At 72.4% G+C, this 18,380-nt stretch carries 16 protein-coding genes; 12 read left to right on the plus strand and 4 right to left on the minus strand.

From position 1 onward, the window contains the following. The first annotated feature begins 28 nt into the window (after positions 1-28). Entirely contained in the window at positions 29-1,198 is a 1,170-nt protein-coding gene (locus ACF1GV_RS36390) for an acyl-CoA dehydrogenase family protein (protein WP_391689882.1), read from the plus strand. Between the two features lie 39 nt (positions 1,199-1,237). On the opposite strand, the gene ACF1GV_RS36395 is transcribed toward ACF1GV_RS36390, so the two are convergent. Then, the gene (locus ACF1GV_RS36395) at positions 1,238-1,675 is read right to left on the minus strand and encodes a cell division protein SepF (protein ID WP_363266909.1); all 438 of its coding nucleotides are present in this window, start codon (positions 1,673-1,675) and stop codon (positions 1,238-1,240) included. 248 nt (positions 1,676-1,923) lie between these two features. Here ACF1GV_RS36395 and ACF1GV_RS36400 point away from each other — a divergent pair, with 248 nt between their 5' ends. Beyond that, positions 1,924-3,087, plus strand: coding sequence for a DUF5685 family protein (locus tag ACF1GV_RS36400; protein ID WP_391690145.1), 1,164 nt, complete (start codon positions 1,924-1,926; stop codon positions 3,085-3,087). Positions 3,088-3,102: 15 nt separating this feature from the next. Here the strand turns inward: ACF1GV_RS36400 and ACF1GV_RS36405 are convergent, their stop codons facing one another. Beyond that, on the minus strand, positions 3,103-4,050 hold the full coding sequence (locus ACF1GV_RS36405; RefSeq protein WP_391689886.1) for an ABC transporter substrate-binding protein: 948 nt from the start codon (positions 4,048-4,050) through the stop codon (positions 3,103-3,105). Between the two features lie 433 nt (positions 4,051-4,483). Here ACF1GV_RS36405 and ACF1GV_RS36410 point away from each other — a divergent pair, with 433 nt between their 5' ends. The 7 genes from ACF1GV_RS36410 (at position 4,484) to ACF1GV_RS36440 (ending at position 11,539) form a co-directional block, all read left to right on the plus strand. Beyond that, complete coding sequence (locus ACF1GV_RS36410) at positions 4,484-5,341, plus strand: amino acid ABC transporter permease (RefSeq protein WP_391689889.1); 858 nt, start codon at positions 4,484-4,486, stop codon at positions 5,339-5,341. Further along, positions 5,338-7,092, plus strand: a complete 1,755-nt coding sequence (locus ACF1GV_RS36415; protein ID WP_391689892.1) for an FAD/NAD(P)-binding protein — start codon at positions 5,338-5,340, stop codon at positions 7,090-7,092. The genes ACF1GV_RS36410 and ACF1GV_RS36415 overlap by 4 nt, the downstream gene beginning before the upstream one ends. A gap of 53 nt (positions 7,093-7,145) precedes the next feature. Continuing rightward, complete coding sequence (locus tag ACF1GV_RS36420; RefSeq protein ID WP_391689895.1) at positions 7,146-7,907, plus strand: amino acid ABC transporter ATP-binding protein; 762 nt, start codon at positions 7,146-7,148, stop codon at positions 7,905-7,907. Between the two features lie 23 nt (positions 7,908-7,930). Next, on the plus strand, positions 7,931-8,758 hold the full coding sequence (locus ACF1GV_RS36425) for an FMNH2-dependent monooxygenase (RefSeq protein WP_391689898.1): 828 nt from the start codon (positions 7,931-7,933) through the stop codon (positions 8,756-8,758). Further along, positions 8,755-9,555 (plus strand): LLM class flavin-dependent oxidoreductase, encoded by an 801-nt coding sequence (locus ACF1GV_RS36430; protein WP_391689900.1) that lies wholly within the window; start codon positions 8,755-8,757, stop codon positions 9,553-9,555. Before ACF1GV_RS36425 ends, ACF1GV_RS36430 begins: the two co-directional genes overlap by 4 nt. Before the next feature lie 4 nt (positions 9,556-9,559). Beyond that, a complete protein-coding gene (locus ACF1GV_RS36435; protein ID WP_391689903.1) occupies positions 9,560-10,396 on the plus strand; it encodes a DUF1684 domain-containing protein in 837 nt (278 codons plus the stop codon). Between the two features lie 237 nt (positions 10,397-10,633). Continuing rightward, positions 10,634-11,539, plus strand: a complete 906-nt coding sequence (locus ACF1GV_RS36440) for a S1 family peptidase (protein ID WP_391689906.1) — start codon at positions 10,634-10,636, stop codon at positions 11,537-11,539. Positions 11,540-11,778: 239 nt separating this feature from the next. Here the strand turns inward: ACF1GV_RS36440 and ACF1GV_RS36445 are convergent, their stop codons facing one another. Further along, a complete protein-coding gene (locus ACF1GV_RS36445; RefSeq protein WP_391689909.1) occupies positions 11,779-12,840 on the minus strand; it encodes a DUF3533 domain-containing protein in 1,062 nt (353 codons plus the stop codon). Between the two features lie 123 nt (positions 12,841-12,963). Here ACF1GV_RS36445 and ACF1GV_RS36450 point away from each other — a divergent pair, with 123 nt between their 5' ends. Together ACF1GV_RS36450 and ACF1GV_RS36455 are read left to right on the plus strand one after the other, a co-directional pair. Next, complete coding sequence (locus ACF1GV_RS36450) at positions 12,964-16,401, plus strand: DNA polymerase III subunit alpha (protein ID WP_391689912.1); 3,438 nt, start codon at positions 12,964-12,966, stop codon at positions 16,399-16,401. Further along, positions 16,398-17,366, plus strand: a complete 969-nt coding sequence (locus tag ACF1GV_RS36455; protein ID WP_391689915.1) for a hypothetical protein — start codon at positions 16,398-16,400, stop codon at positions 17,364-17,366. The genes ACF1GV_RS36450 and ACF1GV_RS36455 overlap by 4 nt, the downstream gene beginning before the upstream one ends. A 33-nt stretch (positions 17,367-17,399) precedes the next feature. Here the strand turns inward: ACF1GV_RS36455 and ACF1GV_RS36460 are convergent, their stop codons facing one another. Then, complete coding sequence (locus ACF1GV_RS36460) at positions 17,400-17,774, minus strand: cupin domain-containing protein (RefSeq protein WP_391689918.1); 375 nt, start codon at positions 17,772-17,774, stop codon at positions 17,400-17,402. An 86-nt stretch (positions 17,775-17,860) separates the two neighbouring features. Between ACF1GV_RS36460 and ACF1GV_RS36465 the strand changes: the two genes are divergently transcribed. Continuing rightward, positions 17,861-18,307 (plus strand): MarR family winged helix-turn-helix transcriptional regulator, encoded by a 447-nt coding sequence (locus ACF1GV_RS36465; RefSeq protein WP_391689921.1) that lies wholly within the window; start codon positions 17,861-17,863, stop codon positions 18,305-18,307. Positions 18,308-18,380 lie beyond the last annotated feature (73 nt).

Below are 18,380 nucleotides of genomic sequence, written 5' to 3' on the forward strand. Positions count from 1 at the left end.
AGTTTTCGCGTTCGCCGGAGGATGTGCCATGTCCTTTGACCCCACCGATCCCCTGGGGATCGACGACCTTCTTCAGCCTGAGGACCTGGCCATCAGGGACACCGTCCGCAGCTGGGCGGCGGACCGTGTGCTGCCCCACATCGCCGAGTGGTACGAGAAGGGGGAGCTGCCCGGCATCCGCGAGCTGGCGAGGGAACTCGGCGGGATCGGCGCGCTCGGCATGTCCCTGGAGGGCTACGGCTGCGCCGGCGCCTCCGCCGTGCAGTACGGCCTCGCCTGCCTGGAGCTGGAGGCCGCCGACTCCGGCATCCGGTCCCTGGTCTCGGTGCAGGGCTCGCTCGCGATGTACGCCATCCACCGCTTCGGCAGCGAGGAGCAGAAGCAGGCCTGGCTGCCGCGCATGGCCGCCGGTGAGGTCATCGGCTGCTTCGGGCTGACCGAGCCCGACCACGGCTCCGACCCCGCCTCCATGCGGACGCACGCCAAGCGCGACGGCACGGACTGGGTGCTCAACGGCCGCAAGATGTGGATCACCAACGGCTCGGTCGCCGGTGTGGCCGTCGTATGGGCGCAGACCGAGGACGGCATCCGCGGGTTCGTCGTTCCCACCGACACCCCCGGCTTCTCCGCCCCCGAGATCAAGCACAAGTGGTCGCTGCGGGCGAGTGTCACCAGCGAGCTGGTGCTGGACGACGTACGGCTGCCGGCCGACGCGGTGCTGCCGGACGTCACCGGGCTGCGCGGACCGCTGAGCTGTCTTTCCCACGCCCGTTACGGGATCGTCTGGGGGGCCATGGGCGCGGCCCGGTCCTCGTTCGAGGCCGCACTGGAGTACGCGAAGACGCGCGAGCAGTTCGGCCGGCCCATCGGCGGCTTCCAGCTCACGCAGGCCAAGCTCGCCGACATGGCGGTCGAGCTGCACAAGGGGATTCTGCTCGCCCATCACCTCGGGCGGCGCATGGACGCCGGCCGCCTGCGTCCCGAGCAGGTCAGCTTCGGCAAGCTCAACAACGTACGGGAAGCGATCGAGATCTGCCGTACCGCGCGCACCATCCTCGGTGCGAACGGGATTTCGCTGGAGTACCCCGTGATGCGGCACGCGACGAACCTGGAATCGGTGCTCACCTACGAGGGCACCGTCGAGATGCACCAGCTGGTGCTGGGCAAGGCGCTCACCGGACTCGACGCGTTCCGGTGAGGGACCCCGAGCAGGGCGGGGCCGGTGAGCGGCCCCGCCTCAGCTCTGGTTGAAGAAACCGTCCGAACGGTGTGCGGCCGGCTCGCCGCAGATGATCTCCGTGTCGGCCGGGGACAGCAGGAACACGCGCGTGGAGATCCGGTCGATCGAGCCGCGCAGCCCGAAGATGAGCCCCGCCGCGAAGTCCACCACGCGCTTGGCGTCGGTGGGCTCCATGGCCGTGAGGTTCATGATGACCGGGACTCCCTCACGGAACAGCTCGCCGATCGCGCGGGCGTCCCGGAAGCTGTCCGGGGTCACCGTGCCGATCCGGCGGCCCTTGTCCTCGGCCGTGTCCGTTGCCACCTTCACCCGGGGGTCGGTGACCCAGGCGTCCCCGGACTCGGTCCCCTCGGTGTAGTCGTCGTCGTAGTAGCGCTCGTCATCGTTGTCGTCGACGAGGCCGAGCCACGCACTCGCCTTGCGCACCGATCCCATGGACGCCTCCTCTCACAGCGGCCTTGTCTTGCCGTCCGCATTCCCCATGGTCGTCCATGATGCGGATGTCGCGCCAAGTGGATAGACGCCGTGCGGGGGGTTTGTGACGGTACTGGTGCACAGCCGATCCGTCGAGAACCCGTGTTTCCCAAGGGGCGCGCCCCAAACGGCTGCTGACTGTGAGTGAAATATGATTCTCCCCGGCGTCCGGGTGACGGGCGGGGCGTATGGGTGAACGGGGGCGCGTGGTGTTCGGAATCGTCAGGCCCTGCCGGCATCGGCTCGGTGAGGCGCTGGGTGTCCAGTGGGCGGCCCATCTGTGCGGGCTGTGTCTCGCGCTGCGCAAGGACCACGGACAGTTCGCCCGTATCGTGACGAACTATGACGGGCTGCTCATATCGGTTCTGACGGAAGCTCAGGCCGGGAGGGCCGCAGGTGGGTGGCGTACGGCCGGACCGTGTCCGCTGCGCGGCATGCGGACCGCCTCCGTCGCTCAGGGTGAGGGCGCGCGGCTGGCCGCCGCCGTGTCGCTGGTGCTCGCCGCCGCCAAGGTGCACGACCATGTCGCCGACCGTGACGGGCTGCTGGCCCGGCGGCCGGTGGCGCTCGCCGCCCGCCGGGTCGCCGCAGGGTGGGCGCGGGCCGGGGAACGCGGCGGCGCCGCCGTCGGTTTCGACACCGCCGTCCTCGTCGACGCCGTCGACCGGCAGGCCGGCCTGGAAGTGCTGGCCGGTCCCGGCACACCGATCCTGGCCGTCACCGAACCCACCGAGACGGCCACCGCGGCCGCCTTCGCGCACACCGCCGTGCTGGCCGGCCGCCCGGGCAACGCGGCACCGCTCGCCGAGGCCGGCCGGTTCTTCGGACGGCTCGCCCACCTGCTGGACGCGGTCGAGGACCAGGACGCCGACGCGCAGTCCGGCGCCTGGAACCCGCTGACGGTCACCGGCACCTCCCTCGCCGATGCCCGCCGGCTCGCCGACGACGCCGTGCACGGCATCCGGCTCGCGCTGCGCGATGTGGAGTTCAGCGACGCCGCTCTCGCGCACCGGCTGCTCGTGCATGAGCTGCGCGCCTCCGTCGACCGCGCCTTCGGCACCGCCGGCTGCGCCCACACCCCGCAGGCCGCAGGGCCGTACGCGCCACCCGGCGGCCCGGGCGCACCGCTGCCGCCCGGGCCGCCGCGCCGCGACCGGCGCGGACTGCTCGCGGGCTGCGCGGTGTGGATGGGGCTGGCCTGCACGTGCCAGATGTGCTGCGGAACGTTCGAGGATCCCTGGAGCCGGGAGCGCAGGGACGGGCTGTGCTCGCAGTGCGACTGCAGCGACTGCGGGGATTGCAGCGGCTGCTGTGACTGCTGCAGCTGCTGCGGGGACGGGTGCGACTGCTGTGACTGCGGGTGTGACTGCTGAGGGGTTGCCGGACCGTCAGTTCTTCAGCTCGGGCGGCGAGATCTGTGACGCCTTGATCGCCGAGCCTGTCGTGCCCCACTTCTTCAGGATCGCCTCGTACGTGCCGTCCGCGATCAGTTTGTCGACCGCCGCCCGGAAGGCGGGCGCCAGCTTCGTGCCCTTCTTGAAAGCGAAGCCGACGTCGAGACGGTGGAACTCGCCCAGGAACTTCAGTCCGCTCTGGTGGGCGACGTCGTAGCGCAGGCCGTTGATGGTGGACATCACGGCATCACTGCGGCCCTGCTGCACCGACGACCACAGCGCGCTGTCCTCGCTGTAGGTCTGCACCCGGTAGGGCTTCTTGCCGGCCTCGGTGCACCGCTGCTTGTTCTTTTCGAGCGTGGCCTCGAACGTCGTGCCCGCGCCGGTCGCGACGTTCAGGCCGCACAGCTGCGTCAGATCGGTGATCTTCGGCAGGCCGCTGTCCTTGCGGGCGGCGAAGCCCTGCCCGTCGTTGATGTAGGTGACGAAGTCGATGGTCCTGCGGCGCTCGTCGGTGACGCCGAAGTTGCTCGCGCCGACGTCGTACTTGCCGCTGTCCAGCGCGGGCAGGATCGCCTCGAACCCGGCCTGCTCGACCTTCAGTTCGAGGCCCAGCACCCGGGCGACGGCTCGAGTGAAGTCGACGTCCTGGCCGGTCAGCGTCTTGCCGTCGTCCAGGAAGGTGGTGCCGGGCGGTCTGCCGCTGACGCTGAAGGCCACCGTGAGCCGGGTGACGTCCGCGGGCAGCAGCTTCGCCACGGACGGATCCTCGGTGACACCGGAGACGACATCCGTGGTGGGGATCGTGTCGGCCGCCGCCGCGCCGGCCGCGTTCGCCGAGCCGGCGGAGCCGGAACCGCACGCGCTGAGGAGCAGAGCGGCCGAGGTGATCAGGGCGAACGGGGCGAAATGCCTCAAGCGGGTACGCGTGGACGTACGCATGGTGTGCGGTCTCCTGTGAGCAGCAGAAGGGACGTGAAAAGACGCGAGGGGAGGGGTGCGCGTGTGAAGGCATGCGGAACGAGACGCGAAGAGAAGCGCGGGGAGAAACACGAAAGAGCGCCCGCCGGATCAGGGCAGCGGGACGCGCAGGGGGTCAGCTCAACAGGAAGAGGACCACACGCGACCGAAGTCGATGTGGGAGCGCGAGACCAGCCACTGCGGATGCATGGGCCAAGTGGAACAGCTCCCCGGTTGTGCGTCAACCGGCTTGAGACGTACGGCTCATACTCTGGACACCCTTGACAGCGAGGGGAAACAGCCCCGTACAGTCGTGCGACGGCCCTGCTGAGGGGCTCGGCCGTACCGCGCCGCTCGGCGCGTCCCGTGTGAAGGCGCCACCCGTGTTCGACCTGTCTGGTCACGGAGCCTTCGCATGTCTTCTGGCACCCTCGCCAAACTGCCCGCGGCACCCGGCATACCGGAAGCGGCCGCCATCCCCCGGATCGTGCCCCGCCGCCGCTACGGCCAGTGGGCGGCCGCCGTCGTCGTCCTGGCCCTGCTCGCCCTCGCGCTCACCTCCGTCGCCCGCAACGACGCCTTCCAATGGGACGTCGTCGCCGAGTACTTCACCACCGCGTCCGTGCTGCGCGGACTGTGGCTCACCCTGTGGCTGACCGCCGCCGTGATGGTGCTCGGGTTCGCGCTCGGCACCCTGCTAGCCGCCGCCCGGCTGTCCGCCAACCCCGTGCTGCGCGCGGTGAGCTGGGGATACGTCTGGCTGTTCCGGTCCATCCCGATCCTGGTGCAGCTGCTGCTGTGGTTCAACATCGGGGCGCTGTACCCGCAGATCCTCGGCGTGCGGACGGTCGACCTGCTCAGCCCGGTCGCCGTCGCCGTCATCGGCCTGACCCTGCACGAGGCCGCGTACGCCGCCGAGGTGGTGCGCGGAGGCATCCTCGCCGTCGACAGCGGCCAGATCGAGGCCGCCCAGGCCCTCGGCCTGAGCCGCCGGCGCCGCTGGTGGCGGATCGTGCTGCCGCAGGCGATGCGCTCCATCGTGCCGCCGGCCGGGAACATGCTGATCGGCACTCTCAAAGGCACCTCCATCGTCAGCGTCATCGCCGTCAACGACCTGCTGTTCGCCACCCAGTTGATCTACCACCGCACCTACCAGGTGATCCCGCTGCTGATGGTCGCCACCCTCTGGTACACCGTCGTCACCTCGCTCCTCGGCATCGGCCAGACCTTCGTCGAGAAGCGTTACGCGCGCGGAACGGAGCCGCGGCGATGAGGCCCGCCCTGGTCGTCGTCGGCGCGGGTCCGCGGGGGACCGGCATCGTCGAACGGATCGCCGCCAACGCCCCCGAGCTGTACGCCGGTTCGGGCCTGGACATCCACCTCGTCGACCCGCACCCGCCGGGCGCCGGACGCGTCTGGCGCACCGCCCAGTCGCCCCTGCTGTGGATGAACTCGCACGCCGCGGACATCACCATGTTCACCGACGACACCGTCGACATGGCCGGCCCGGTGCGCCCCGGCCCCACCCTGCACGAATGGGCCGGCATCGACGGCCGCACCTTCGCCGACCGGCAGCTGCAGGGCGCCTACCTGAGCTGGGTGCACCAGCAGGTCCTGGCCGCGCTGCCCCCCGAGATCACCGTTCATCACCACCGCCGCCGCGCCCTGCGCGTCAGCGGCCCCCGCGAGGGCCGCCAGCAGGTGTGGCTCGAAGGCCGCCCCCGGCCTCTCCTCGCCGATCTGGTGGTACTCACCGTCGGCCATCTCGACGCCGAACCCGACGACGAGCAGCGCGCGTTGACCGTCTACGCCCGCAAGCACGGCCTGGTGCACCTACCGCCGGACTACACCACCGACAGCGACCTGTCCGCGCTCGCGCCCGGCGAGAACGTCCTGGTGCGCGGCTTCGGGCTCGCCTTCGTCGACCTGATGGTGCTGCTCACCGAGGGTCGCGGCGGCCGCTACGACGGCGACACCTACGTCCCGTCCGGGCGCGAGCCGGTGCTGTACGCCGGGTCGCGGCGCGGAGTTCCGTACCACGCGAAGATCGGCTACGACCTCACCGGCGAGCGGCCGCCGCTGCCGCGCTTCCTCGGGCCCGCGCAGATCGACGAGCTGCGGGCCCGGCCGGGCGGCCACGACTTCCGGCGCGACGTATGGCCCCTGGTGGCGAAGGAACTCGGATTCGCCCACTACCACCGCCTGTTCACGGCCCATCCGGAGCGCACCGCCGTGTCCTGGGCCGTCTTCGAGGAGAAGTACGCCGCGGCCGACGGCGCCGACCTGGACGCCCTCGTCACCGCGGCCGTGCCCGACGTACGCGACCGGCTCGACCTCGCCGCCCTCGACCGGCCGTTGGACGGTGTGCGGTACGCCTCGCACGAGGCTCTCCAGGAAGGGCTGCGGGCGTACGTGGAGGAGGACCTCCGGCGCCGGCACGACCCGGCGCACAGCCCGGACCTGGCCGTCTTCTACGCCCTGCTCTCGGTGTACGGGCAGCTCGTGCGGCTCGGCGACGTCGGGCCCTGGTGGCACGGCTTCTTCAGCCACCTCGCCTCCGGCCCGCCGGGGCCCCGGCTGCGGCAGTTGCTCGCGCTGTCCCGCGCAGGGATCGTCCGGTTCGCCGGCGCCGACATGGCGGTGGCCGCCGAGGACGGGGTGTTCCGCGCATCCAGCCCCACCGTGCCCGGACTGCGGATCGAGGCGCGGGCCCTGGTCGAGGCACGGCTGCCCGCACCGACCGTCGGCCGCAGCCGCGATCCACTGCTGCGCGAACTGCACGCCGACGGGGCCGCCGAGACCCCGGACGGGCTGCTGCGCGTCGACCCCGCCGACGGGCGGATCCTCGACCGCGCCGGGCGGCCCCACCCGCGCCGCTTCGCGCTCGGCCCCCACACCGACGCCCGCTCCTCCGGCGCGTTCACCCGGCCCCGCACCGGCGGGCCGGCGTTCCGGCAGAACGACGCCACCGCACGCTCCGCGCTGGCCTTCCTGCGGTCCCTCGCCGAGCGCGTGGCCGCCTGACCCTTTCCGGCCCTTCCGGCTTTTTCGACTTTTCCGACACTGAAGGAATCCCCATGAGCGTCATGGTCGACATCCAGGCCGTCCACAAGAGCTTCGGCCCCCTGAAGGTGCTCGACGGCATCGACCTGCAGGTGCGCACCGGCGTGGTCACCGTCGTTCTCGGCCCCTCCGGCTCCGGCAAGTCCACACTGCTGCGCACCGTCAACCACCTGGAGAAGGTCGACCGGGGCGCGATCAGCGTCGACGGCGCGCTGGTCGGCTACCGCCGCTCCGGCGACCGGCTGCACGAGCTGCCCGAGCGCGAGATCCTCAAACAGCGCACCCGGATCGGCTTCGTCTTCCAGACCTTCAACCTCTTCCCGCACCTGACCGTCCTGGAGAACATCACCGAGGCGCCGGTCGCCGCGCTCAAGCGCCCCCGGCAGGAGGCCGAGGAGACGGCCCGCCGGCTGCTCGACCGGGTCGGGCTCGCCGACAAGGCCGACGCCTACCCCCGCCAGCTCTCCGGCGGCCAGCAGCAGCGCGTCGCCATCGCCCGCGCCCTCGCCCTGGAGCCGCGGCTGCTGCTGTTCGACGAGCCGACCTCCGCCCTCGACCCCGAGCTGGTCGGCGAGGTCCTCGACGTCATCAAGGACCTGGCCCACCAGGGCACCACGATGATCGTCGTCACCCACGAGATCGGCTTCGCCCGCGAGGTCGCCGACACCGTCGTCTTCATGGCCGACGGCCGCATCGTCGAACAGGGCCCGCCCGGTGAGGTGCTGGACGCCCCACGGCACGAGCGCACGCGGGCGTTCCTGTCGAAGGTGCTGTGAGGCGGGTGCGGGGGAGTTCCGGCATGGGCGCTCTTTTGCACCTCGGCGCCGCGATCGACCAGCCGGGGGTGTACGACGCCGGTGCCTACGCCGAGCTGGCGCGCCTCGCCGAACGCGGCGGGCTGGACTTCGTGAGCGTGGACGGCGGCTTCGCCGGACCCGGCCTCGACACGGCGGGCGTGCTGGCCCGTCTGGCCCCCGAGACCGGCCGGATCGGCCTGGTACCGGCGCTGACCGTCCCGGCCCGCGAGGCGGACGCCGTCACGGTCCTCGACTGGGTCAGCGGAGGGCGGGCCGGTGTGCTCGCCGCCGACGCGGTCCTCGGGGGTCGTGCGGCGGGGCATCCCGTGGTCCTCGTCGACGCCACCGGCCGTCCGGCCCGGGTCGCGGCCGCCCGGTACGCCGACGTGGCCCTGGTGCGGGCGGTGAGCGCGGCACAGGCCGCCGAGCTGCGCGGTCAACTGGCCGCGCTCGCCGCGGAACACGGCCGTGATCCACGCGACCTGAGGGTGCTGGCGAGCCTGCGGATCGATCTCGGCGACGGTGAGCGCGCCGCCGAGCCCGGCCACGGGGGCGGTGGACCCCGGCCCACCCCACAGGGCCCGCTGTACCGGGGCGGGCCGGTCGACCTCGCCGAGCTGATCGCCGTATGGCATGCGGAAGGGGCCGTCGACGGCTTCCACTTCGTGCCCGTCGAGCCGCGCCGGGATCTGGAGCGGCTGGTCAACGGCACGGTGGCGGTGCTGCAGCACCGGGGGCTGTTCCGCACGTTCTATCCGGGCGCGACGCTGCGCGAGCACCTCGGGCTCGCGCTGCCGGTGGCCGTCAGTTACGCCGGGAGCGTGGGATGAACCGGCGGCTGCATCTGGCGGTGCGGGTGGACGGTGCCGGCGGCCCCGGGGGGTTCCCGGCGCTGGAGCGGCCGGCGCGGACCGCCGAGCGGGGGCTGTTCGACTTCGTCCTGGTGAGGGGCCGGCGTTCGCCGGTCCCTGAGCCGGTGACCCTGCTCGACGCGCTCGCGGCCGTCACCGCGCACACGGGGCTGGCCGCGACCGTTGACGTGTCCGGCGTCGAGCCCTTCCAGCTGGTCCGCCGCCTCGCCACCCTGGACGGGCTCAGCGGAGGACGGGCCGGCTGGCACCCGGTGTCCGGCGGGACGTCGTACGCGGACACGGTGCGGGAGGTGTCGGAGACGGACGTCGCGGTGCCGTCCACCCCGCAGGGGCGGCCCGTCCTGATCGTGACGGGGGAGTCCGAGGAACAGCGGGAATGCGCCGCCGCCCGCGCCGACGTGCTCGTCACGTCCTACGGCCCGGTGGAGACCGGTCGCGCCGTGTACGCCGACGTCAAGCGGCGGTTGGCGCGGTACGGGCGCCAGCCGGGGGAGCTGAGGATCCTCGCCGACGCCGGGCCGGCCGGGGGCGTGTCCGACGGTACGGCCACGGGGGCGCGGCGATCGGCCGCCGAACTGGAGGCATTCGTGCGGGAGGGCGCCGCCGACGGGTTCCTCCTCGGGAGCGGCGGCCTCGAGGAGTTCGTGGACCGGGTCGTGCCGCTGCTGCAGGAGCGCGGCGCGTTCCGGACGGCATACGAGGGCGCGACGCTGCGCTCGCATCTGGGGCTCGGCGCCCCGGCAGGAAAGGGATGAGGACATGACGGATCAAGTGCCGCCCGTCGCGGTGGATCTGGGGTCGCCGGTCGCGGTGGTCGAGTGGAAGCGGTGGCACGAGCGCCGTGTCGAGGCGGTGTCGGGCCCCTACGGGCCGCTGGCGCTCGTCGGCACCAACTGGCTGGAAGACCATCCGGAGGGGCGACTTCCGGACATCCCCGGGCGCTGGGCCGTGCGGGACGGCGGGGTCGTGGTCACCGCCGGCGCCGGGGACGGGCTGACGCTGGACGGGGAGCCGTTCAGCGGAAAGGCGCGGCTCGGTGCCGAGGTGGGGGCGGTCGCGGGCGCGCGGGTCGGGTACGGCGAGCGGCGGCTGGTGGTGCTGGTGCGGGAAGGGGCCTGGGGGGTGCGGGACTTCGACCCCGGTGCCGAGGCGCGCCGGCGGTTCCGCGGCATCGACGCCACGCCCCACGATCCGCGCTTCGTCGTACCGGCGCGCTTCACGGCGTACGGCGAGAGCCGCACCGTGCGGGTCGAGAACGCCGACGGGCGTGAGCGGGGGCTCGGGTTGGGAGGTGAGCTGGCCTTCGCCCTCGACGGGCGGGAGCTGACGCTGAGGGTGTCGGTGCAGGACGACGGGGGCCTGTGGGCGGTGTTCGCCGACGCCACCAGCGGGGTGAGCAGCTTCCGCTTCCGGTTCCTGTATGCGGCGGCGCCCGACGCGCAGGGGCGGACCGTCGTGGACTTCAACCGGTCCCAGCTGCCGCCGTGCGCCTTCGCGGACCACTTCCTCTGCCCGTTCCCGCCGCCGGGGAACACGCTCGGGGTCGAGGTGGAGGCGGGGGAGCGGAACGTGGCGCGCGGTCCGAACCCCGCCTGACCGCCGGGCGGTTGAGCCTGGTTCGACTCCCGGTGGAGCCGGTCGTCGGGTAAAGGTGGTTCAAAACGCGACGGCCGAAAGGCACCCTTGCGCCAACCGGCCGTTCGGCCGAATACTCCCCCTCAGCGCTTGTCAGGGGCATGTGAAAGCCCGGTATCCCGGGCGTCCTGGCCCTGGCTGCGCCTCACGGGCCCCGACCCCACGCGGGCCCCCGACTTCCCATGGAGGGAACGACACGTGAGGATCAAGCGCACCACCCGCAGCGGCCTGTCGAGACGGACACGGCTGATCGCCGTCTCCACCGGACTCGTGGCCGCCGCCGCGATCGCGATCCCCAGCGCGAACGCGTCCGACGCCCCGACCACCTTCAGCGCCGCGCAGCTGACCAAGGCGAGCGACTCGGTGCTGAAGGCCGACATCCCGGGCACCGCCTGGGCCGTCGACAGCAAGAGCGGCCGTGTGGTCGTCACCGCCGACAGCACGGTGACGCAGGCCGAGATAGCCAAGATCAAGGAGCAGGCCGGGGCCAACTCCGGCGCGCTCACCATCAAGCGCACCGCGGGCAAGTTCAACAAGCTGATCTCCGGCGGCGACGCCATCTACGCGAGCAGCTGGCGTTGCTCGCTGGGCTTCAACGTCCAGGACTCCAGCGGCAACTACTACTTCCTGACCGCCGGTCACTGCACCGACGGCGCGGGCACCTGGTGGTCGAACTCCTCCCACTCGACCACGCTCGGCTCCACCGCCGGTTCGTCGTTCCCCGGCAACGACTACGGCATCGTGCGCTACACGAACTCCTCGGTGACCAAGTCGGGCACCGTGGGCAGCGTGGACATCAAGAGCGCGGCCACGCCGTCGGTCGGCACGACCGTCTACCGGCGCGGTTCGACCACCGGCACGCACAGCGGGCGGGTCACCGCGCTCAACGCGACCGTCAACTACGGCGGCGGCGACATCGTCTACGGCCTCATCCAGACCACCGTCTGCGCGGAGCCCGGTGACTCCGGCGGGCCGCTGTACTCCACCAGTGGGGTGGCGTACGGGCTGACCTCCGGGGGCAGCGGTGACTGCACCTCCGGTGGGACGACGTTCTTCCAGCCGGTGACCGAGGCGCTCAGTGCGTATGGAGTGCACGTGTACTGAGGCGCTCGCGCTTGCGTGCATGTGTGAAGTGCCGGCCCCCGTGCGTGGTTGTGCACGGGGGCCGGCGGCGCTTCGGCAGTTTTCGTCTGCGGCGTTCGTTGTGGCTGGGTCGCGCCGTTCCCCGCGTCCCTTTTGTGTCTGCGGCGGCCCGTTGCGGTGCCTGGTGAGCTGGTGTCGCGCCCGCGGTTCGTTGTGGGTCGGGGCCGGGGTGGCGGGTGCGCCAACGCCGTGGCGCGCGGTCAGACGCCGGGTGCCTTCGTCGGTTGTCCATGGCGTACTCGGGAAGCGACGAGTGTGATCACGATGCCGGCCAGCGCCCACGCGCCCAGGGTCAGGAGGGCCGTGGTCATGTCGTTGGAGTTGAAGTACGCGATCGAGCGGGCCGCCCATGTGCCGGCGCCCGGTGGCAGGGCGGGGCCGATCACCTGCCAGAACGGGGGCAGGAGCGGCAGCGGGAACGCGCCGCCCGCGCTCGGGTTGCCGGCGATCACCACCAGCAGGATCGCCAGGCCGATGCCGACGATGCCGAAGAGCTCCTGGAGGGCGAGCGTCGCGGCACCCACCGCGAAGGTGATCAGGGCGCCGAGACCCCACAGGGCCGGCACGCTGCCGGGCAGGGCGTCCAGGATCGGGCCGACGATGATCGCGCCGCCGAGGCCGCCGACGACGGCGACCAGGGCCAGGGCGCCCAGGCGGATCACCGCGCGGCGCGGGTTCGCGGGGCGGGCGCCGGTGCTGATGGCGAGGATCGAGGCGCACAGGTAGCCGCCGACGCACCAGCCGACGACCAGGTAGAAGGACGTCAGACCGTTGAAGTCCGTGCGGGATGCCGGGGCCACGTCGACCGTGCGGATCGCGCGCTGCTGTGACGCTTCCAGGGCCGTCGTCAGGTTCTCCAGCACCGTGGCGAGAACCCTGCCGCCGCCGGAGGCGACCAGGAGGGTGTCGGTGCGGCCTGCCGGGTCGATCACCAGGGCGCCGTCGATGTCCCGGTTCTCGATCTGGTGGCGGGCCGTCGCCGCGTCGGGCAGTGCCCGGGGGTCCAGGGGGGAACCGGGGAGGTGGTCGAGACGGGTCACCGCCTGGCCGGCCACCGCGGGGGGTGCGACCACGCCGAAGGGGACGTCCCTTGGATTGGGGTTGTGCAGGGCGCCCACATAGGAGGCGATGAAGAGGAGCTGGAGGGCGAGCACGGCGATCACCAACAGGGTGGCCCGGGGAGTGACGGCATCCTTCACCTCGCTGAGAAAGGAGGCTCCGGAGGGGCTACGCGGGGTGTCGGCGTCGGTGGTCTGCGTCATGGTTCCACCGTTTCGGTGGGGCGGTGTTTGTGCAGGTGGGACGCGGCCGAACGTATGTCGTACAAGTGTTCGGGGATGAGGGTATGGTGGTGTTGTTGGGAACTGATGTTCGAGGAGGTGTGTGTGCCGGGCTTTGCGCATCTGCACACCGTCTCCGGGTTCTCCCTGCGGTACGGGGCCTCGCACCCGGAGCGCCTGGCCGAGCGCGCCTCCGAACGGGGCATGGACACCCTCGCGCTCACCGACCGTGACACCGTCGCCGGGACCGTGCGCTTCGCCAAGGCCTGCGCCAAGGCAGGGGTCCGTCCGCTGTTCGGGGCGGATCTCGCCGTGCGGGTGCGCGAGGGCGGCCCCGGGGAGGGCAGGCGCCGTACCCCCGTCCGGGGCGGGGCGTTCGTGGACGAGTCGGCTCCCCGGGTCACTTTTCTCGCCGGGGACGGGGCCCGTGGGTGGGCCGACCTGTGCCGGATCGTGACGGCGGCGCACGCGGGGAAGGCCGACACACCGCTGCTGAGCTGGGACGACAACCGGGGGGACGGGCTCGTCGTGCTGCTCGGGCCCGACTCCGATGTGGGGCGGGCGCTCGCCGCGGGGCGGCCGGACCGGGCCGCGCGGCTGCTGGGGCCCTGGCGTGAGGTCTATGGGGACGCACTGCGGCTGGAGGCCGTCTGGCACGGACGGGAGGGGACGGGTCCGGGGTCGCTGCGGCTCGCCGCCCGCACGGTCGGGTTCGCCGCGGAACAGGGCGTGCGGCCCGTGCTCAGCAACGCCGTCCGGTACGCCGATCCGGGGATGGGCCCGGTCGCCGACGTGCTGGACGCCGCGCGGCGGCTGGTGCCCATCGCCGGGGAGCTGGATTCCGGTGAGGCCTGGCTGAAGGGCGCGGGGGAGATGCTGGGGGTCGCCGAGCGGGTGGTCGAGGCCGCCGGCTACCGGCGGGACACCGCTCATCGGCTGCTGGAGCAGACCCTGGCCACGGCCGCCGAGTGCCGCGTCGACCCCGAGGACGATCTGGGCATCGGGACGGTGCGGTTCCCCGAGGCCCATCTGGTGGGTGCCGGGCGGCGCAGCGCGCAGCGGGCGCTCGCCTCGCGGGCCGTCGCCGGCATGCTGCGGATGGGGTATGCGGGGCGGTCCGCGTACTGGGAGCGGATGCACGACGAGCTGGACATCATCGCTCATCACGGTTTCGCCTCCTACTTCCTGACGGTCGCTCAGGTCGTGGACGACGTACGGCGGATGGGGATCCGCGTGGCCGCCCGCGGGTCGGGCGCGGGGTCCCTCGTCAACCATCTGCTGGGGATCGCCCATGCCGATCCGGTCGAGCACCGGCTGCTGATGGAACGCTTCCTGTCCAGGGAGCGGGTCGTCCTGCCCGACATCGACATCGACGTGGAGTCCGCGCGCCGGCTGGAGGTCTACCGCGCGATCATCGACCGGTTCGGCACCGAGCGGGTCGCCACGGTCGCCATGCCCGAGACGTACCGGGTGCGGCACGCGATCCGGGACGTGGGGGCCGCGCTGTCCATGGACCCCGCCGAGATCGACCGGATCGCCAAGTCCTTTCCGCACATCCGGGCACGGGACGCCCGAGCGGCCCTCGACGAGCTGCCCGAGCTGCGCTCGCTCGCGGCGGAGCGGGAGAAGTACGGCAAGCTGTGGGAGCTGGTCGAGGCGCTGGACGCCCTGCCGCGCGGGGTGGCCATGCACCCGTGCGGGGTGCTGCTGTCCGACGCCTCCCTGCTCGCGCGTACGCCGGTGATGCCCACCAGCGGCGAGGGCTTCCCGATGTCGCAGTTCGACAAGGACGACGTGGAGGAGCTCGGGCTGCTCAAGCTGGATGTGCTCGGCGTGCGGATGCAGTCGGCGATGGCGCACGCGGTAGCCGAGGTCGCGAGGGTGACCGGGGAGAGGGTCGACCTCGACGCGGCGCCGGAGGGCGACCCGGCCACGTATCAGCTCATCCGGTCCACCGAGACCCTGGGGTGCTTCCAGATCGAGTCGCCGGGGCAGCGGGATCTGGTGGGGCGGCTGCAGCCCTCCACGTTCCAGGATCTGGTGGTCGACATCTCGCTGTTCCGGCCCGGTCCCGTCGCCGCCGACATGGTGCGGCCGTTCATCGAGGCCCGGCACGGGCGCGCGCCGGTGCGTTATCCGCATCCCGACCTGGAAGGGCCGTTGAAGGAGACGTACGGCGTCGTCGTCTTCCACGAGCAGATCATCGACATCGTCGACATCATGACCCGGTGCGGGCGCGGTGAGGCCGACCGGGTGCGGCGCGGGCTGTCCGACCCGGAGTCGCAGGGGCGGATCAAGGTGTGGTTCGCGCAGCGCGCGGCGGCGGGCGGGTACGACGCCGAGACCATCCGGCGCACCTGGGAGATCGTCGAGGCCTTCGGGTCGTACGGCTTCTGCAAGGCGCATGCCGTCGCCTTCGCGGTGCCCACCTATCAGTCGGCCTGGCTGAAGGCGCATCACCCGGCCGCCTTCTACGCCGGGCTGCTCACCCACGACCCGGGCATGTACCCGAAGCGGCTGCTGCTGGCGGACGCGCGGCGGCGCGGGGTGCCGATCCTGCCGTTGGATGTGAACGCGTCCGGGGCCGCCCATCGAATCGAACTGGTGTCTGATCAAGGGTCCGAGGTGTGGGGGCTGCGGCTGGCCCTGTCCGATGTGCACGGCATCAGCGAGGCCGAGGCGGCGCGGATCGCCGACGGACAGCCGTACGCCTCGCTGGTGGACTTCTGGGAGCGGGCCCGGCCCAGCCGGCCGATCGCCCAGCGGCTCGCCCAGGTCGGCGCGCTGGACGCCTTCGGCGCCAACCGGCGTGATCTGCAACTGCATCTGACCGAGCTGCACCGGTCGGCCCGGGGTGCCGGCGGGGCCCAACTTCCCCTCGCCGGAGGGCGGAAGACCGCCGCTGCGGGCCTGCCCGACCTGTCCGACGCCGAGCGGCTCAGCGCCGAACTGGGCGTGCTGTCGATGGACGCCTCACGCAATCTGATGGACGACCACCGGGAGTTCCTCAAGGAGCTGGGCGTGGTGTCGGCGCGGCGGCTGCGCGAGGCGCGGCACGGGGAGACCGTGCTCGTCGCGGGCGCCAAGGCGGCCACCCAGACGCCGCCGATCCGGTCCGGCAAACGGGTCATCTTCTCCACGCTGGACGACGGCACGGGCCTGGTCGACCTCGCCTTCTTCGACGACTCGCACGACGCCTGCGCCCACACCGTCTTCCACTCCTGGCTGCTGCTGGTGCGGGGCGTGGTGCAGCGGCGCGGGCCGCGCAGCCTGAGTGTGGTGGGGTCCGCCGCCTGGAACCTCGCCGAACTCGTCGAACTGCGCGCCGAGGGCGGTCTCGAGGAGGTCGCGGCCCGGCTGGCGGCGCCGTCGGCCGAGGGCGACGGGAGCGGTGATCCGACGGGTGGGCGGCGCATCAGGCTGTCCACCGGCTACGAGATGCATCCGTGGGCCGACCTGCGGCCCGCGGGGCAGGAGGCGGCCTCACAAGGGCCCTCTGCCGTACGGAAGTTGTGGCACCAGAGTCCGGGGAGTGCGGGATGACCATCCTCTGCGTACGTTTCCAGCTGCCGCCGATGTACGAGGCGGCCCTGCCGGGGCTGCTCGGGTTGCTGGAGGAGTTCACCCCGGTCGTCGAGGCGCTGCCGCCGGACGGGGCGCTCGCCGATCTGCGGGGCGCCGAGCGGTACTTCGGGCGCAGCGCCGTGGAGCTGGCCGCGGTGATCCGGGTGCGCGCCCTCGCCCGGTACGGCGTCGACTGTGTGATCGGTGCCGGGCCGGGCCCGATGCTCGCCCGCATGGCGCTGCGCGAGGCCCGGCCCGGGGTGACGTGCGCGGTCTCCGAGGCGCAGGCCCTGGACTTCCTCGCCGGCCGGCCCGTCGCCGCGCTGCCCGGCGTGGGCGCGGCGACCGCACGCACCCTGTGCGAGTACGGCCTGGACACCCTCGGCCGGGTCGCCGCGGCGCCGCTGTCCACCCTCCAGCGGCTGCTCGGCGCGAGGGCCGGGCGCGAGCTGCACGAGAAGGCGAACGGCGTCGACCGCGGCCGCGTGGTGCCCAACGCGGTGTCCCGGTCGCTGGCGACGGAACGCGCCTTCGACCGCGACGAACTGGACCCCGGCATGCACCGCCGAGCCCTGCTGTCGGCCGCCGACGAGATAGGCGCCCGGCTGCGCGCCGTGGAGAAGGTGTGCCGCACCCTGACCCTGACCGTCCGCTACGCCGACAGGTCGGCGACCACCCGCACCCGCACCCTGCCGGAGTCCACCGCGCACTCGCCGGCGCTGACCCGGACGGCGTACGGCATGTACGAGGCGCTGGGGCTGCAACGCGCCCGGGTGCGGGCGATCGTCCTGCGCGCGGAGGGACTCGGGCCGGCCGAAGCGGCCTCCCATCAGCTCACCTTCGACCCCGTGGACGACCGGGTCCGCCGCATCGAGGAGGTCGCGGACCGCGCGCGAGCGAGGTTCGGAGCACGGGCGGTGATGCCGGGGGCGCTGGCCGCCTAGCCCCGGTCCGGGGGGTGCTCGGTCAGGGGGCGTTCAGTTCGCCCACGGGGGCGTGATGCGGGTGCCGTCGGCCAGTTCGGCTTCCAGGCCGATCGAGGTGGTGACCCAGGAGATGGCCGTGTGGTCGGTCGGGTTCTCGACGGCCAGGGTCGCGCCCGGGTTGACGATCACCGTGTCGCCCGCCGTGATGCGGTCGGTGTGGCCGTCGAGGGTGATCAGCAGTTCGCCGACGAGGAGGTGGAAGATCTCCTCCCGGTTGACGGTGTGCGCGGGCGCCCTGGTCCCGGCGGGGATCTCGCCGCGCCAGGCGCACAGCTCCTTGCTGCCGGTCAGCGGGGTGGCGTAGGAGACGAAGCGGGCGCCGTGGATCTCATGGGTGCGGGCGTGCGTCGAGCGGACGACGGGCATGGGGAACTCCGATTCAGGATGGTCAAGCTGCTTGACTACATAGTCAAGCAGCTTGACCACTTTGGCAAGGGTGTTTCAATGCCTCCGTGCACAACTCCGACGCCCTCGCCCTGACCGCCACCCTGCTCGCTGCCGCCGGCGACCTCACGCAGCGCATCCATGAGGGCGTCGTGGCCCGCGGTTTCGGCGACGTGCGGCCCGCCCACGGGTTCGCCTTCGCGCGGCTCGCCCCGAGTGGGGCGACGGTCACCGATCTGGCCGCGCACCTGGGGGTCACCAAGCAGGCGGCGAGCCAGCTGGTGGACGAGATCGTGCGCAAGGGGTACGCCGAGCGGCGGCCGCATCCGGGCGACGCGCGGGCCCGGCTGATCGTGCTCACCGAGCGTGGGTGGGCCTGCACCCGGGCGGCGGAGGAGGCCGCGGCGGAGGTCGTGCGGGCGTGGGCCGACGTGCTGGGCGAGTCCGAGGTGCGGCTGCTGGCCCAGCGGTTGGGGCGGCTTCCCGTCGAGGGGCCCATCCGGCCCGCTTGGTGAGGTCCTGTCAGGAGCCGTAGCGGGAGCTCTATCAGGAGATCGCCGTCGTTGTGGCTATCAGTGGAAGTTTTTA

Origin of the sequence: Streptomyces sp. NPDC014006 (assembly GCF_043088925.1) — a bacterium.
GTDB lineage: Bacteria > Actinomycetota > Actinomycetes > Streptomycetales > Streptomycetaceae > Streptomyces.